Raw genomic sequence first — 15,562 nt, 5'->3', positions numbered from 1 at the left:
GGTGTTGATTCCACCGCGTCCGAATGGACACACGGCAAGCGAGTGCTATTCTGCGGCTGAGGGCGCCCGCATTTGCGGCAAAGGGGAGCAAACGAGCATGGCAAAACAACCGGAATCCGATTCCTTCATGGACATGTTCGGCAGGTTCGGCCGCGACCTGAAGGTGCCCAATGTCGATGTCGAGGCGATCCTCGCCCATCATCGCAAGAACCTCGAAGCGCTGGAGAAATCGGCACGAGCCGGTGCCGCCGGTGCGTCCTCGCTGTTGTCCAGGCAGCGCGAAATGCTGCAGGACACGCTGCGCGAGGTCACTGAGATAGCGCAAAGCTACAGGGCGCCGGGCAATCCGCAGGAATTGATGGCCAAACAGACGGAGTTTGCCAGAAAGGCCTTCGAGGCCGCGTTGAAGAATGCCGGCGAAGTGGCTGAACTGGTCAAGAAATCCGGCACCGAATCGGTCGACATCCTCCGCACGCGCATCAAGGAGGCGATGGAGGAAATCCGCGCCGGTTACGAGAAGAAGTAGCAGAGGTGGCCGGGGCCGGCCCGTTGCCGCCGGCTGCTCTGAAAGCCGAGAAATCCCGATTTGACCTGCCGTTGCGCTGGGAGGCATGGCGCGATTGCGGCTGGATTCGGCGGAACGGATTCGCGCAGGGCGAATTGACAGAGGCCGTCAGTTTGTGGTCCGGAGGCTTTGCAAGCGATCGGGAAACCAGGAATGACTGAAATACGGCCTAAAACGCCGCCGACCTTCGACCAGTTGAGGACGATGGCCGGGCAAGAGCTCGGTGTGTCGGAATGGACGACGGTCGACCAAAACCGCATCGACCAGTTCGCCGAATGCACCGGCGACCATCAATGGATTCATGTCGATCCTGAAAGGGCACGGCGGCAAAGCCCGTTCCGCACGACGATCGCGCACGGCTATCTGACGCTGTCGATCATCGGCGCGTTGGCACTCGGCATGGGCATCGTGCCTGAGAACACACAGGCCGCCTTCAATTATGGCTTCGACAAGGTGCGGTTCCTGGCGCCGGTCAAGGTCGGCGCGCGCATCAGGTTGCGCACCACGCTGCTGTCCATGGAGGACAGGGGGCCTGGCCAGTATCTGATGAAAGCGGCCAACACGGTCGAGATCGAAGGCGAGGAAAAGCCTGCCCTGATGGCAGAAACGCTGGTCATGCTCTATGAGCGCCGCAAGCGGGCAGGCGCCTGAGAGACTATTTGGAAATTCTACTCCGGCGGCCATCTGATGGCGTTTTCTGCGCTTCCGGTGCTCACGGACCTAGTGTCCGCTCCGCTCCGGTTCTCGAAACCACCACCATATGACTCGCCAGAGCGAATTTCGAAACAGTCTCTAAGCGGTGTGCTTCGATCGTCTGCCGCCAAACAGGTGGCGCGTCACGAAACCCTGGCTGTGCGGCCTACGGCGCGAACCGAGAGCAGCGCGAGGAACAGCGCGACCAGCGCCAGCGCCGTTGCCGTCTGAAAGGTGACCTGCATTCCCCGGGCGGCGGCCTCGGAACTCAAAAACTTCTGACCAATGCCTACGTGCCCTTCGGCCGATGCGACGGCAAATATGGCGCCCATCAACGATGCGCCGGTGATGAGGCCGAGATTGCGCGAAAGGTTGAGCAGACCGGAAACGACGCCGCGCTGGTTGGCGCCGATACCGGTCATGACGGCTGCATTGTTCGACGTCTGGAACAGCGCGTAGCCGATGCAGGTGACGGTGATTGGAACGACATAGCCGGCAATGCCGAGTTTGGTCATGGCGAGCGACAGCAGGAACGTACCTGTCGCGAGGCTGAGCAGGCCGGCGACCATCATCTTTTGGGCGCCGAAGCGGTCGGTCAGGCGTCCGGCCACCAGCGCCGACAGGGTCGAGACGAGCGGCCCGGTCGACAGCACGAGGCCGACCATTGCGGCATCCAGCCCGAGCCCGCGCGACAGGTAGAACGGGGCCACCACCAGGGTCGCCATCATTACCGTCGCGACAACGAGGCTCATGGCGAGACTGGCGCTCAGCTGGTAGTCACGGAAGCTGGCAAGCTGGATCAACGGGTTTTTCACTCTCGCCTGCGCGGCGGCGAACAGAAAAACGCCGATGCCGGCGGCGACCAGCAGGCTGATGTTGAGCGCGCCGAAATTGCCTCTGCCAAGCGTCATGGCCAGCGCATAGGCGGCCAGTGTCAGTGCCAGCAGGACGGTGCCCATGACATCGAACGTGCTTCGGTCGACCTGCGCGGTTTTATTGCGTGCCGGCAAGGCACGCCAGGCGAGAGCGAAGGTGAGCACACCCAGCGGGACATTGACGAGGAAGATCGCCCGCCAGCCGAGGCCGGCGATCAACAGGCCGCCGAGCGAAGGACCAAGTGTCGTGCCGATCGCGGACATGGCGCCGAGCAGGCCCATGGCACTGCCGGTCCGTTCCTTGCTCACCGTCTCAGCCACAAAAGCCAGCGTCAGCGCCATCATCAGCGCCGCGCCAAGCCCTTGCACGGCCCGCGCGGCGATCAGCAGCCAGAGTGTCGGCGCCAGGCCGCAAAGCACCGATGCCGATGTGAACAGCGCGATGCCGCCAAGCAGCAGCGGCCGGCGCCCGAACATGTCGGCCAGCCGTCCGGCGCTGACGATCAATGTGGTGATGGCGAGCAGATAGGCCAGAACGACCCATTGTACGGATTGGAACGACGCGCCGAAATTTTGCATCAGCGACGGCAGCCCGACGCTGGCAATGCTGGTTCCCAGCGACGACAGCAGCGTTGCGAGCGACAGGCTTGCCAGCGCCCAGCGGGCGGATTGCATCTGTGGCAGCGCCGATGCGCGCCCATCCCGATTTTGCTCAGCGATTGTCACGGCGATTTCCTCTTTCCATCAGCTCCAGTACCGGAGCTAGCGGAGATCTAACCCCTTGCCTGATGTGGCGGAAGGCGCAGCATTTGCATCATATTCGTGCGTCAAACGCCATGTCTTGTGCTATGCTGCGGCAATGGCACCGCCCGATCTCAATTTGCTCTTTGCACTCGACGTTTTGCTGACCGAAGGCAGCGTGGCGCGCGCCGCCAGCCGTCTGCGCCTCAGCCCCTCGGCGATGAGCCGCACGCTGGCGCGGCTGCGCGAAGCGACGGGCGACCCGCTGCTGGTTCGCGCCGGTCGCGGCCTGGTGGCGACGCCGCGTGCGGAAGAACTGCGACAGCAGGTTGGCCGTGTTGTTCTGGACGCGGAGGCGCTGCTGCGTCCTGCCACCCTGCTTGATCTCCGGAGCCTGGACAGGGTTTTCACGCTACGGACCAATGAGAGTTTCGTCGAGGAATTCGCGCCGCGTCTCGTTGCCCGTATCCAGGCCGATGCGCCCGGCGTGCGGCTGCGCTTTGCACCGAAGTCCGACAAGGACGTCATGTCGCTGCGCGACGCGGCTATCGACCTGGACATAGGCGTCGCTGGTGAAACCGGACCGGAGGTGCGCATTCAGGCATTGCTTCGCGACCGTTTCATCGGCGCCGTGCGAACGGGCCATCCCTTGAGTGAGGGCGTGGTGACGCCAGAGCGCTATGCGGCAGGCCGGCACATCAGCGTTTCACGGCGTGGCCGCGAGAAAGGGCCGATCGACGAGGCTTTGAACGGGCTGCGGCTGCAGCGGACAGTCGTGTGCATGGTTTCCGGTTTCTCGGCAGCCCTTGCCATGGCCCGCACATCAGACCTGATCGCCAGCGTGCCCGAGCGGCATACAGAAGGCGCACGCGCCGGCATGCACAGTTTTCCCCTGCCGGTTGCCACCGCTGGGGTCATCATCTCGATGCTGTGGCACCCGCGCCTCGATGCCGATCCGGCGCAACGCTGGCTGCGTGACTGTGTGCGGGAGGTCTGTGCGGCGCGGTGACCGGCAATCTAACGCGCCATCGCCGCCTCGAGCACCCTGAAAATCCGCTCGTCCGCGCATTGGGCAACGTTGAAGCGCAGGAAGCGGCTGGCCGTTCCGGACAGGCTGAATGCGTTGCCGGGCGCCAGCACGATGTTGTCGGCCAAAGCGCGGCGGGCCACTTCGGCCGCATCCACCCCATCCGGCAGGCTGCACCACAGGAACAGGCCGGCCGGCTGGTCGATCCAGGGCGTGACGCCGATCGCCGTCAGGCGGGCGCTCGTTTCGCCCATGGCGCGGGCAAGCTTCGCGCGCAGCAAATCCATGTGCTTGCGGTAGCTGCCGTCCTTGAGCAAGGTCAGCACCAGTTCGGCCGCCAGCCTGCCGCCGCCGAAGGTCGTGGCGATCTTGAGGTCGGTCAGGGGCTCGACCCAGTCGCGCGGTGCCGCGATGAAGCCGCAGCGAACCGACGCTGACAGCGTCTTGGAAAAGCTGCCAATGTGGACGACGCGGCTCAGGCCATCGAACGCCGCCAGCCTGGGGGCCGGTGCATGTTCGAAATCGGCAAAGATATCGTCCTCGACGATGGTCAATTCCGATTGGTCGGCGAGCTTGAGCAGCCGGTGTGCGGTGACCGGCGACAGGACCGCGCCGGTCGGGTTGTGGATGGCGGAGTTGGTGATGTAGAGGCGCGGGCGATGCTCGGCCAGCGCCTGCGCGAACAGCTCGATATCCGGCCCCGACGGTGTGTAGGGGACGCTGACGACCTTGGCCCGGTGGGCGCGCAGCAGAGCGTGAAAATTGAAATAGCAGGGGTCGTCGACCAGCACCGTATCGCCGGGTTCGATCAGGAACCGGCACAGCAGGTCGATGGCCTGCGTGCCCGATTCCGTCAGCATGATCTGCTCGGGGGAGGCTTCGATGCCATGCCCGGCCATGCGCCGCGCCAGCAATTGCCGCAGCGGCGGCAGGCCGAGCGGCGTGCCGTAGTCGGCCAGCGCGATATCGTCGGCACGCGCCACCGTGCGCAGCGCCCGGCGCAGTCCTGTCTGAGGCATCCACGAGGCCGGCAGCCAGCCGCAGCCGGGTTTCAGCATGTCGTCGCCGGCCTCCAGGGACTGGCGTGAGATCCAGAGCGGATCGACGGCGCGGTCGAGGCGGGGTCCAATCTGCGCCAGGGACAGCGGCGCCAGCGAGCCGGCGGCATAGAAGCCGGAGCCCGGCCGCGAGCGGATCGCGCCTTCGGCGGCGAGCCGCTCATAGGCTTCGACCACGGTGGATTTGGACACCTGCATGGATTTGGCGAAGGCGCGGATCGACGGCAATCGCGCTCCCGGCGTCAGGCTGCGCGCGGCGATCCGCTGGCGGATCGTCGCCATGACGCCTTCGACCAGCGTTCCGCTGCTCTCGCTTCCTGTGGTCTGTTTGTCCATCCGTACTGCTCGATTGCCCATGACAGTTTTGTACAACTGTATCGCATTGTCTCTGGCAATGCCACGGGCTCCGCTCGATACAGAGCCGACAAACGGAGCATAAGATGGACAAGACCGCGGGCGGCTGGGTGAACGGATTCATCGGCGTGTTGATCTTCAGCGGCTCGCTGCCGGCGACGCGTGTGGCGGTGAAGGATTTCGATCCGACATTCCTGACGTCGGCCCGAGCGGCGATTGCCGGACTGCTTGGCCTGGCACTGCTGCTCCTGTTCCGGCAGAAACGCCCGGAGCGCGGGGATCTGCTGTCGCTGGTGATCGTGGCACTTGGCGTGGTTGTCGGCTTCCCCTTGCTGACCGCTCTGGCGCTCAAGCACGTCACCACGGCCCATTCCATCATCTTCGTCGGGCTGCTGCCGCTGGCGACCGCGATCTTCGGCGTGCTGCGCGGCGGCGACCGGCCAAGGCCGGCATTCTGGCTGTTTTCGTGTATCGGCAGCGCGCTGGTCGCGGGCTTTGCCCTGACGCAGGGCGTGACCGCCTCGCCGGTGGGCGATGGTTTGATGCTGGCCGCCATCATCGCCTGCGGTCTGGGCTATGCCGAGGGTGCCGCGCTGTCACGCAAGCTCGGCGGCTGGCAGGTGATCTGCTGGGCGCTGGTGCTGTCGTTGCCGATCATGCTGGTGCTGACGCTGATGACCATGCCGCCGTCGTTCGACAGGGTCGGCGTCAGTGCGTGGATCGGTCTCGCCTATGTCTCGCTGTTCAGCATGCTGATCGGCTTTGTGTTCTGGTATCGCGGGCTGGCGCAAGGCGGCATCGCCGCGGTCGGACAGTTGCAATTGCTGCAACCCTTCTTCGGCCTGGCGCTGGCGGCGACGCTGCTGCACGAGCAGGTCAGCTCGCTGATGGTTGTCGTCACGCTTGGCGTGGTGCTTTGCGTCGTCGGCGCCAAGCGATTCGCGAAGCAGGAATTGCCACGACGCGCGATCGCCGGATGACGGTGCCGTCCTTCCTCGCCTAGAACTTCGTCACCACCCCGATGCCAATCCCCTCGAAGCCGCCCATCGCCATCAGTGCCGCCGGCGCCTCGTCGAGGCTCATCCTCTTGCCGACCAGCAGTTCGGGCTTGAGCTTGCCGTTGCGGATCATGTCCATCATCGCCTGGTAGCGGTAGGCCTGCATACCGTGGCTGCCGAGGATTTCGAGTTCGAAGGCGATCACCTTGTCCATCGGCACCTGCGGCCGGGCATGCTCGCCCAGCATCAGGCCGACCTGCACATGGCGGCCGCGCCGGCGCAGATTGGATATCGAATTGAACGAGGTGGTGGGGTGGCCGAGCGCGTCCATCGACATATGCGCGCCGCCATTGGTGATCTGCTTGACCGCCTTGACCACATTCGGCGTCTTCGACGCATTGATGGTGGCGACGGCGCCGATCTTTTTGGCGAAATCCAGCTTCTCGTCGGTGAGATCGATGGCGATGACATTGGCGCCCATGGCACTGGCGATCATGATCGCCGACAGGCCGACGCCGCCGCAGCCATGCACCGCGACCCATTCGCCCGGCGTCACCCGGCCCTGATCGACAATGGCGCGAAACGAGGTGACGAAGCGGCAGCCGAGGCTGGCGGCGGTGGCGAATTCCATCTCGTCGGGCAAGCGCACGAGATTGGTGTCGGCGTGTTCGATGGCGACATATTCGGCAAACGAGCCCCAGCCTGTAAAGCCAGGCTGCGTCTGGTGCTCGCAGACTTGGTGATTGCCCGAATTGCACTCGAAGCAGCGGCCGCAGCCGACGGCGAACGGCACGGTGACGCGTTCGCCGGCCTTCCAGCGGCTGACCTGCTTGCCAGCAGCGACCACGATGCCGGCCAGTTCGTGGCCCGGCACGTGCGGCAGCGTGATGCCGTCGTCATGACCCATCCAGCCATGCCAGTCGCTGCGGCAGAGCCCAGTCGCCTCGACCTTGATGACGACGCCATCGGCGGCCGGCTTCGGATCGGGAACGGTCTGGATCGTCGGCGCTTCACCGAATTTCTCAAAGACGACGGCTCTCATCGGTCACTCCACCCTGCTGCAACTGGGAAACGATAGCCGATTCCCTGTCCGGTCAAGCGGAAATCGATTCCGTCAGGCATAGCGGGGCGCAAGCGCCTATTCGGTTTCCCGGTTACGAAAGTCGGCAAGCCTGGTCTCGCCGGGGGCAAGCTGCCGCCCGTCCTCCGCATGCACTTCCAGTCGCTTGATCGGCCGGCCGGTGAGCGTGTCGACCATGAAGGTGTATGGCTCGCCCGGTCCGGAGAAGTAGGTCTCGCCCCATTGCCGCAGGGCAACCAGGACATAGAACAGGCCGCGTCCTTTTTGCGTCAGCACATATTCATGGTGCGCGCTGCCGTCGGGCGCCGGGACCGTTTCGAGGATGCCATGCGCGACGAGATTGCGCAGCCGCGCCGACAGGATGTTCTTGGCGACGCCGAGGCTCTTCTGGAATTCGCCGAAGCGCCGCAAGCCGTCGAAGGCGTCGCGCACGATGAGCAGCGACCACCAGTCGCCGATCGCGTCCAGCGGCCGCGCGATGAGGCAATCCGCCTCGTGGTGGCTCGTTCGTTTCACCATGGCAATCGTTGGTCCAGCGTTGGATTTTCGGTTGCAACATAAAACTGTTCTGCCTATCCAGCAAGCGGTTTCAATTTGAAACCTTTGTGGAGAGCGACATGGATGTGCAGGTGGTGAATGGCGGTACAACAAGCCTCAAGCAATCCGATGGCCCGCCTCGGGTGGCGCCGTCGCCGCCTGCGGGACTGTCACGATTGACCGCGCTGGTTTTCGCCATCGCCTGCGGCCTGAGCGTCGCCAATGTCTATTTCGCCCATCCGCTGCTCGATGCCATGGCGCATGATTTTGCCATCGCGCCGGCCTCGGTCGGCATCGTGGTAACGGTCACGCAGATCGGCTATGCGCTCGGCCTGTTCTTCATCGTGCCGCTTGGCGACCTGTTCGACCGCCGCAAGCTGATCGCCGGGCAGGCGATCCTGTCCGCCGTGGCGCTGGTAGCGGTCGGGGTCGCGCCCAACGCGGCGATGCTGCTGGCGAGCCTCGCGGTCGTCGGGCTGCTGGCGGTGGTGGTGCAGGTGCTGGTGGCTTACGCCGCAGACCTCGCCGTAGCATCGGAGCGGGGGCGGGCGGTCGGCACCGTCACCAGCGGCGTGATCCTGGGCATCCTGCTCGCCCGCTTCGCTTCGGGCGTCGTCGCCGATTTCGCCGGCTGGCGCTGGGTTTATCTTGTCTCGGCCGCGTTGACGCTCGTCATGGCATTGGTTCTCTACCTGATGCTGCCGCGCCACGAGCCGGAGCGGCCACGCACATCCTATCCACGCCTGCTCGGTTCGGTGCTGCTGCTGTTCGTGCAGGAGCCGCTGCTGCGCGTGCGCGCGGTGCTGGCCATGCTGATCTTCGCCAGCTTCAACGTGCTGTGGGCGCCGCTGGTGCTGCCGCTGAGCGCACCACCCTTTTCACTCTCGCATACCGAGATCGGGCTTTTCGGCCTTGCCGGCGTGGCCGGTGCACTGGGTGCGCGCTGGACCGGTGGCCTCGTCGATCGCGGCCGCGGCCAGTTGGTGACCGGCCTCAGCCTGCTGCTGATGATGGCGGCCTGGCTGCCGATCGCCTTCATGGGCCTGTCGCTGTGGCTGCTCGTCGCCGGCATCGTCATGCTGGATCTGGCGATCCAGGCCGTCCACGTCACCAACCAGAGCCTGATCTTCGCGCGCCGCCCTGATGCGCGCAGCCGTCTGGTCGGCGGCTACATGATCTTCTATTCGGCCGGCAGCGCCCTGGGCTCGATCGCCTCGACCATGGCCTATGGCGCAATGGGCTGGAATGGCGTCTGTGCGCTTGGGATGGGCATCGGCCTGTTGGCGCTGCTGTTCTGGGCGCTGACGCTGCGTGTGGGCAGATGAAGCCTATTCCGCATCGATCTGGTTCTGGGGCGCGGCTTTCTGGAAGGCCGGCAGGGCCATGCAGGCGGTGTTGATGCGCGCGATCGTCGGGTAGGGCGTCAGATCGACACCGAAGCGGGCGTTGCTGGCAATCTGCGCGGCCAGGCAGATGTCGGCCAGGCCCGGCGCGTCGCCATGGCAGAATGTTCCGGTCTCGGGCGAGGAAGCCAGGATCTTTTCAAGCGGCTGAAAGCCTTCGTTCACCCAGTGGCGGAACCAGTTGGCGATGTCCTCGTCGCCGGCGCCGAACAGAGTGCGCAGCGAGGTCAGCACGCGCAGATTGTTCACCGGGTGGATGTCGCAGGCGATCATCTGCGCCAGCATTCTGACCCGTGCCCGACCGGCCGCATCCCTCGGCAACAGCGGTGGTTCGGGTCGGGTCTCGTCGAGGAATTCGATGATCGCCAGTGATTGGGTCAGCAGCGTGCCGTCGCCGAGCACCAGCGCCGGCACCAGACCTTGCGGATTGACCGCGAGATAGGCGGGTTCCAGATGCTCGCCATGGCGCAAATGATGCGGGACGTAGTCGTAGCTCAGCCCCTTCATCTCCAGCGCGATCCGCACCCGATAGGAGGTGGAGGAGCGATAGTAGTTGTGCAGGACGAGTTCGCTCATGCGCTCACTTCGGTTGGCCGATGGTTATTTCGATGGTGCCGATGCCGTCGACGCCGCCCGTCATCGTGTCGCCAGGGCTGACCGCACCGACGCCGGCCGGCGTGCCGGTGAAGATCAGGTCGCCGGGCTCCAACTCCATCGCCTCGCTGCAGATCGACACGATATCTGATATCGGCCAGATCAATTCGGCGAGGTCGGCATCCTGCCTGACCTGGCCGTTGACGGCGAGCCAGATGCGGCCCTTTTGCGGGTGGTCGGATTGTTGTGCTGACGTCAGCGGGCCGCAAGGCGCGGAGCGGTCGAACGCCTTCGACCAGTCCCACGGACGGGCGGCCTTCTTGGCCTCGTCCTGCAGATCGCGGCGGGTGAGGTCGATGCCGACGCCGTAGCCCCAGACGTGGTCCAGCGCCTGTTCGCGGGGAATGCGAAAACCGGGCTTGCCGATCGCGGCGACCAGTTCGATCTCGTGGTGCAGATTGGCCGTCAGCGGCGGGTAGGGAATCGTCGTGCCGGAATCGACCACCGCGTCGGCCGGCTTGGTGAAGAAGAAGGGCGGATCGCGCTCGTCATTGCCGAGCTCGCGGGCATGCGCGGCGTAGTTGCGGCCGACGCAGAAGATGCGGCGCACCGCAAAACGCTCGAGCGAGCCCGCAACGGCCACCGATGCGATCGCGGGCGAGGGGAGGACGAAGTCTGTCATGGAGGTCTCTGTTTGGTTGCCGGAACATTCGACCGATTTGGGCGTTCCGGCAAGGCGATTGGTCGAGAAAGTGCCGGCGGCACTTTCCGCCGGAGATGGCGATATACTATTTGGCAATAATCTGGCCATGGTGGCGAGGTTATTCTCATCGCCCACGAACTGAAATGAACCCCATGACCGCAATCCACGATCGCGCCCGGTTCCTGATCATCGACGACCACCCGCTGTTTCGCGAGGCGCTGCACAGCGCGGTGCAGATGGCCTATCCGGAAGTCGACACGGTGGAGGCGCGCTCGATCACCGAGGCGCTCGACCTTCTGGCCGGCGCCAAGCCGTTCGACCTCGCGCTGCTCGACCTCAGCATGCCCGACGTGCACGGCTTCGAAGGCCTGCTGCAGCTGAGAACCCGCTATCCGCGCCTGCCGGTGGTCATCGTCTCGGGCTATGAGGAGCCGAAGATCATTTCCGAGGCGCTGTCCTATGGTGCTGCCGGTTTCATTCCGAAATCGGCGCGCAAGAGCGACCTCGCCGCCGCCATCCGCTCGGTGATGGAAGGCGCGATCTATGTGCCGGAAACCTATGAAGGCCGCACGCCGGACGCCGAAAGCGTCGACCGCGCCGACATGGTGCAGCGCCTGTCGACGTTGACGCCGCAGCAACTGCGCGTGCTGCAGATGCTGCGCCAAGGCCTGCTCAACAAGCAGATCGCCTACGAGCTGCAGGTGGGAGAGACCACGGTCAAGGCGCATGTGTCGGAGATCCTGCGCAAGCTCAATGTCTATAGCCGCACGCAAGCGGTGATCGAGGTGTCGAAGCTGGACAATGCGGAGCTGTTTCGGGATCAGGCTGGGTTTTGAGTTTTGCCTTCTTTGCATGGCGAGGGTCGTCCTGCGGAGCGGGGGCGCTCCCACAACGGTAGTCGGGCGACTTAGAGAAAAAGTTCACTGTCACCGTAATTCCCTTAACTACGGTGACATTGTCAAATTTTCTTTTCGTGTCACGTGAAAATGGAAAATATAAGCAATTGACGAGGCACTATAAATTTCTCGCCATCAGCGACAGTAGGATATGCATTCTCGAACAGCTCGTCCCAAATCACCTAAATCACCGCTAGAAAATAGCGCCATATCCAAAGGCTCAGCCCCAACCTCCCCTTTTTTGTTAAGTCTTGCATAAGGAGTTAGCTTATACTTATCTGCCATCTCCCTCTCCACAGACATCTGCAAGCATTCCTTGAAAAGAGCTTTATATGTTTTTATTCCGTACGGAGAAACAGATTTGATAAGTAAATCTGGATTGACAGCTTCATCAGGAAAATCCTTCGCGTGCGCCTCTACCGTCTCGCGTGTGGAGACACCAATCTCCGTGTCTTTAGTCGACGACAATTCTCCGACGAGGGTCGCTGGTCCGACAAACATTTCCCACCCGGCCCTGGTGGCAACCATAGGAACGCCAAAAATTTTTTCTTCTATAATAAACAAGAAACATTTTTTCATCTTATGGGACCACAGTTGTTTTCACGTCAACGCCAGATGTTTTTCCTTCGGCCTTGACAGCATCTATAGCAGATTGCTGAGCTTTATTCGGCAATCCAGGAATTACGGTGACAGTGCACAATTAAGGGTAAGGTAGGCCCCTAAGCCAGCAGATGCGCCAGCAGCGCCCTCAGCTGCGCCGGCTTCAGCGGCTTGCGCATCAGTTCGATGCCGCCGGCGCGTGCCGCCTTGGCGACGGCTTCGGAGCTGTCGGCGGTGACGATCAGCGCCGGCACGGCGCGGCCGAGATAGTCGCGGACTTCGGCGATGGTGGCGGTGCCGAGATCGCCGCCGTCGAGATGCTGGTCGGCAATGACGATGTCGGGCACCCAGTCGGTGTCGCCCAGCATGTCGAGCGCATCGTCGGTCGAGGTCGCGGCCCGCACCAGGCATTGCCAGCGTTCGAGCAGGAAGGTCATGGCCTGCAGCACTTCGACATCGTTCTCGACCAGCAGCACCTTGGTGCCGAACAGGCCATAGCCGCGCGGCCGTTCCATGTCGGCAAGGCTGGCGATGGCGTCGGCCGGGGCGCCGATGCCGACGGGAACATCGATGTGGAAGATCGTGCCGCGCCCGACCTTCGATGAAAATGTCACGGGATGGCCGAGCGCGCTGGCCATGCGGCGCACGATGGCCAGCCCCAGCCCGAGACCGCCGCCGTCCAGTTCGGCATTGGCCGGCGAGGTGCCGCGGTGGAATTCCTCGAACACCGCCTCGCGCTGGTCGTCGGGAATGCCGCAGCCGGTGTCGGCGACGTCGATGCGGATGGTGTCGCCACGATGCCTGGTTCCGACCAGCACGCCGCCCGAGCGTGTATAGCCGAGCGCGTTGGAGAGGATGTTCTGCAGGATGCGGCGCAGCAGCGTCCGGTCGGAGCGGACCACGGCATTGACCGGCCGGAATTTCAGCGACAGCCCCTTCAGTTCCGCCACCGGCAGGAAATCCGAGCGCAGCGACGAAAACAGCGCCTCCAGGCTGACGTCGCCTATGTCGGGCTGCACAACGCCGGCATCGAGCTTGGAGATGTCGAGCAGCGTGCGCAGCAGGTCCTCCATCGTCTCCAGCGAGCGCTCGACCTGCCGCACCAGCTTCTTGCCCTCGTCGCTGGTCTGCACTTCGGCGAGCGCCGAAACCGAAAGGTGGGCGGCGTTCAGCGGCTGCAGCACGTCATGGCTGGCGGCGGCGAGGAAGCGGGTCTTCGACAGGTTCGCCAGTTCGGCGTTTTCCTTGGCGGCGCTGAGGTCGATGTTGGATTGCTCCAGCCGGCGCAAGGTCGAATGCAGTTCCTCGGTGCGCGTGCGCACCCGGTTTTCCAGCGAAATCGCGGTTTGGAACAGCGAGAAAGCGTTGCCTTGCTGGTCCATCGAGCGCTCGACGCGGCTGACCAGCGCCGCATTGATCTTCTTCAGCTTTTCAAGATCGTTTATGTCTCTCAGCGGCATCTTGTTGCGCCGTCCTATTCCGCCGCCTGGCGCTCGCCAAAGGCGATGCCGGTAAAAGTCTGGTTCAGATGCATCGACCGGTATTGTTCGCCATAGGTGCCGAAGCCGATGACATTGTTGACGCGGTAGAGCTCCGAGATATCACGAAACACTTGCCGGTTGCGCGCATCCAGCCGGCGCAGCACGCAGTCGAAGCCGAGGATCATGTCGATGCTACCAAGCCTCTCCTCGACATCGCGCAGTGCCGCGCGCGTCGATTCGACCATGTCCTTGGGTTGGGCGATCGACAGCACGACGCCATCGTCTATGGCGCAGAAGAACGACAGCGAGCCATCGGGGTGCATCTTCTGGATCGAGCGGCAATAATATTCGCCGCCCACCTTCACCACCACCGGATGCGAGGCAAAGCTTAGCGGCGTCAGCGTCTGCGGGACGATGCCGACCGAGGCGGCATATTCCTCCGCCGCATTGGTGGCGTTGAACTCGCGCACGATGCGGTGATCGGGATCGGACGCCGTCACCACCAGTTTTTCGTCGGTGGGAACGAAATTGTCGGTCTTGAAGACATGGAAGGGAATTTCGGTTGATATCAGCACGATGATGGCGCTGTCGGAGGTGACCCGGCCGTTCGAGATCAGGCGCGTCGTCTCGAATTTCAGGTCGTCGCCGGCCGAGCCGCCAAGCAGCGGTATGTCGTCGAGGCCCCAATGGATGGCCGAACTCACCGCTTCCTCGGCATAGGAAAGCCCGTCGATGAAGCAGAGCGCGAACGTGCCTTGGGTGCGATCGCAACCCAGCCGCGCGCGCAGCGACCGCCGCAAGGCCTCGACCTCGCTGGTGATCCTGTCCATGCCCGACGACGACAGATTGTCGACCATGACGCTGACGGCGGTGAACGCGGCGGACGGAAGCAGCATTGCGAGCACGTGGCCATCCTCTAGGCCTTGCGGCGTGATCTCGCCGGCGGTCGAGCAGCCGGCGTGGTGGAGCCCTGGCGCATGGGTCATGAGCGCCTCGGAAAGGGTGCTGGCCTCGACCAGGCTCTGGGAAAAGAACAGCAGCGCAAAGCCGGCGTCGATGGCGGCTGCCTCCTGCGCGATCGCCCTGGCGAACGCCTCCATGTCGGGCTCATCCGTGGTGAGCGCCGACAGGCCGCATGCATAGCGCGTCCGTGAACTGGCCAGCGATGTTCTCCGCATTCCTCCAACGCATTTTGTGCGCGTCGGGCGCGCGAGCGTCGACCAACATTGTTGCCCTCAATCGGTAGTTTGGCAATGGGGCGACCGGGATTGCACGTTTGGGCCCGGCCATGACCGAAAGTACAATGTGCCGCGTTTGCGACGTGCTGTTTTTTGTGCGTTGTGCGGTGTACGAATAACGCATGACCGATGCGCCAACACCGCGTCGGCAGCGTGATGACCAAGGTTGATACCCAGGGAGGGACCATGTCGGACGTTTCGTTGATGGTGAACGGAAAACGGGTCAGCGGTGCTGCCGAGGACCGAACGCTTCTGGTTCACTTCCTGCGGGAAAATCTCGGCCTTACCGGAACGCATGTCGGTTGCGACACCTCGCAATGCGGCGCCTGCGTCGTCCATGTCGACGGCAAGGCGGTCAAATCCTGCTCGATGCTGGCGGTACAGGCCTCCGGCTCGACCGTGGTGACGATCGAGGGCCTGGCCGACGGCGCCGACCTGCATCCGGTGCAGGCCGCCTTCAAGGAACATCACGGGCTGCAATGCGGCTTCTGCACGCCGGGCATGATCATGACGGCGACCGACATGATCAGCCGCCACCCCGAAGGCCTCGACGAGGCGACGGTGCGCGCTGAGCTCGAAGGCAACATCTGCCGCTGCACTGGCTACCACAACATCGTCAAGGCGATCCTCGCCGCATCGAAGACGATGTCGAAGGTGGCGAAGGGCAAGGCGAAACAAGCTGCGTGATATGAAGTGAGTAGCGAATAGTGAGTAGCGA

16 protein-coding genes are annotated in these 15,562 nt (G+C 63.6%); 7 read left to right on the top strand and 9 right to left on the bottom strand.

Annotated elements, in window-relative coordinates:
- Positions 1-97 precede the first annotated feature (97 nt).
- Complete coding sequence (locus FCU66_RS25305) at positions 98-526, top strand: phasin family protein (RefSeq protein ID WP_136620485.1); 429 nt, start codon at positions 98-100, stop codon at positions 524-526.
- Positions 527-718: 192 nt separating this feature from the next.
- Entirely contained in the window at positions 719-1,216 is a 498-nt protein-coding gene (locus FCU66_RS25300; RefSeq protein ID WP_109668731.1) for a MaoC family dehydratase, read from the top strand.
- Between the two features lie 185 nt (positions 1,217-1,401).
- Here FCU66_RS25300 and FCU66_RS25295 read toward each other — a convergent pair whose 3' ends face one another.
- Complete coding sequence (locus FCU66_RS25295; protein WP_136620484.1) at positions 1,402-2,859, bottom strand: MFS transporter; 1,458 nt, start codon at positions 2,857-2,859, stop codon at positions 1,402-1,404.
- Between the two features lie 133 nt (positions 2,860-2,992).
- Here FCU66_RS25295 and FCU66_RS25290 point away from each other — a divergent pair, with 133 nt between their 5' ends.
- Positions 2,993-3,883, top strand: coding sequence for a LysR family transcriptional regulator (locus FCU66_RS25290; protein ID WP_136620483.1), 891 nt, complete (start codon positions 2,993-2,995; stop codon positions 3,881-3,883).
- A gap of 8 nt (positions 3,884-3,891) precedes the next feature.
- Here the strand turns inward: FCU66_RS25290 and FCU66_RS25285 are convergent, their stop codons facing one another.
- The gene (locus FCU66_RS25285; protein ID WP_136620482.1) at positions 3,892-5,295 is read right to left on the bottom strand and encodes an aminotransferase-like domain-containing protein; all 1,404 of its coding nucleotides are present in this window, start codon (positions 5,293-5,295) and stop codon (positions 3,892-3,894) included.
- 104 nt (positions 5,296-5,399) lie between these two features.
- Here FCU66_RS25285 and FCU66_RS25280 point away from each other — a divergent pair, with 104 nt between their 5' ends.
- Positions 5,400-6,293 (top strand): DMT family transporter, encoded by an 894-nt coding sequence (locus FCU66_RS25280; protein ID WP_136620481.1) that lies wholly within the window; start codon positions 5,400-5,402, stop codon positions 6,291-6,293.
- A gap of 19 nt (positions 6,294-6,312) precedes the next feature.
- Here the strand turns inward: FCU66_RS25280 and FCU66_RS25275 are convergent, their stop codons facing one another.
- Both FCU66_RS25275 and FCU66_RS25270 read right to left on the bottom strand, forming a co-directional pair.
- Complete coding sequence (locus FCU66_RS25275; protein WP_136620480.1) at positions 6,313-7,353, bottom strand: zinc-dependent alcohol dehydrogenase family protein; 1,041 nt, start codon at positions 7,351-7,353, stop codon at positions 6,313-6,315.
- Positions 7,354-7,449: 96 nt separating this feature from the next.
- Positions 7,450-7,911, bottom strand: a complete 462-nt coding sequence (locus FCU66_RS25270; RefSeq protein WP_136620479.1) for a winged helix-turn-helix transcriptional regulator — start codon at positions 7,909-7,911, stop codon at positions 7,450-7,452.
- A gap of 98 nt (positions 7,912-8,009) precedes the next feature.
- Here FCU66_RS25270 and FCU66_RS25265 point away from each other — a divergent pair, with 98 nt between their 5' ends.
- Positions 8,010-9,254, top strand: a complete 1,245-nt coding sequence (locus tag FCU66_RS25265; RefSeq protein ID WP_136620478.1) for an MFS transporter — start codon at positions 8,010-8,012, stop codon at positions 9,252-9,254.
- Positions 9,255-9,257: 3 nt separating this feature from the next.
- Here the strand turns inward: FCU66_RS25265 and maiA are convergent, their stop codons facing one another.
- Positions 9,258-9,908, bottom strand: coding sequence for a maleylacetoacetate isomerase (gene maiA, locus FCU66_RS25260; protein ID WP_136620477.1), 651 nt, complete (start codon positions 9,906-9,908; stop codon positions 9,258-9,260).
- Positions 9,909-9,912: 4 nt separating this feature from the next.
- On the bottom strand, positions 9,913-10,608 hold the full coding sequence (locus tag FCU66_RS25255; protein WP_136620476.1) for a fumarylacetoacetate hydrolase family protein: 696 nt from the start codon (positions 10,606-10,608) through the stop codon (positions 9,913-9,915).
- Between the two features lie 173 nt (positions 10,609-10,781).
- On the opposite strand from FCU66_RS25255, the gene FCU66_RS25250 reads away from it, so the two are divergent.
- The gene (locus FCU66_RS25250; RefSeq protein WP_164548677.1) at positions 10,782-11,465 is read left to right on the top strand and encodes a response regulator; all 684 of its coding nucleotides are present in this window, start codon (positions 10,782-10,784) and stop codon (positions 11,463-11,465) included.
- Positions 11,466-11,660: 195 nt separating this feature from the next.
- Here the strand turns inward: FCU66_RS25250 and FCU66_RS25245 are convergent, their stop codons facing one another.
- The 3 genes from FCU66_RS25245 to FCU66_RS25235 form a co-directional block, all read right to left on the bottom strand.
- Entirely contained in the window at positions 11,661-12,104 is a 444-nt protein-coding gene (locus FCU66_RS25245) for a hypothetical protein (protein ID WP_136620475.1), read from the bottom strand.
- A gap of 140 nt (positions 12,105-12,244) precedes the next feature.
- Positions 12,245-13,585, bottom strand: a complete 1,341-nt coding sequence (locus FCU66_RS25240; RefSeq protein WP_136620474.1) for a hybrid sensor histidine kinase/response regulator — start codon at positions 13,583-13,585, stop codon at positions 12,245-12,247.
- A gap of 14 nt (positions 13,586-13,599) precedes the next feature.
- Positions 13,600-14,784 carry an FIST signal transduction protein gene (locus FCU66_RS25235; protein WP_136620473.1) on the bottom strand — a complete coding sequence of 395 codons (1,185 nt, stop codon included), beginning with the start codon at positions 14,782-14,784 and terminating at the stop codon, positions 13,600-13,602.
- 246 nt (positions 14,785-15,030) lie between these two features.
- Between FCU66_RS25235 and FCU66_RS25230 the strand changes: the two genes are divergently transcribed.
- Entirely contained in the window at positions 15,031-15,531 is a 501-nt protein-coding gene (locus FCU66_RS25230) for a (2Fe-2S)-binding protein (RefSeq protein WP_136620472.1), read from the top strand.
- The last annotated feature ends 31 nt before the right edge of the window (positions 15,532-15,562 follow it).

The organism is Mesorhizobium norvegicum (assembly GCF_004919685.1).
GTDB classification, from domain to species: domain Bacteria; phylum Pseudomonadota; class Alphaproteobacteria; order Rhizobiales; family Rhizobiaceae; genus Mesorhizobium; species Mesorhizobium norvegicum.
Note: the sequence above shows the minus strand (reverse complement) of the source record. Positions and strands in the feature narration are given on the sequence as shown.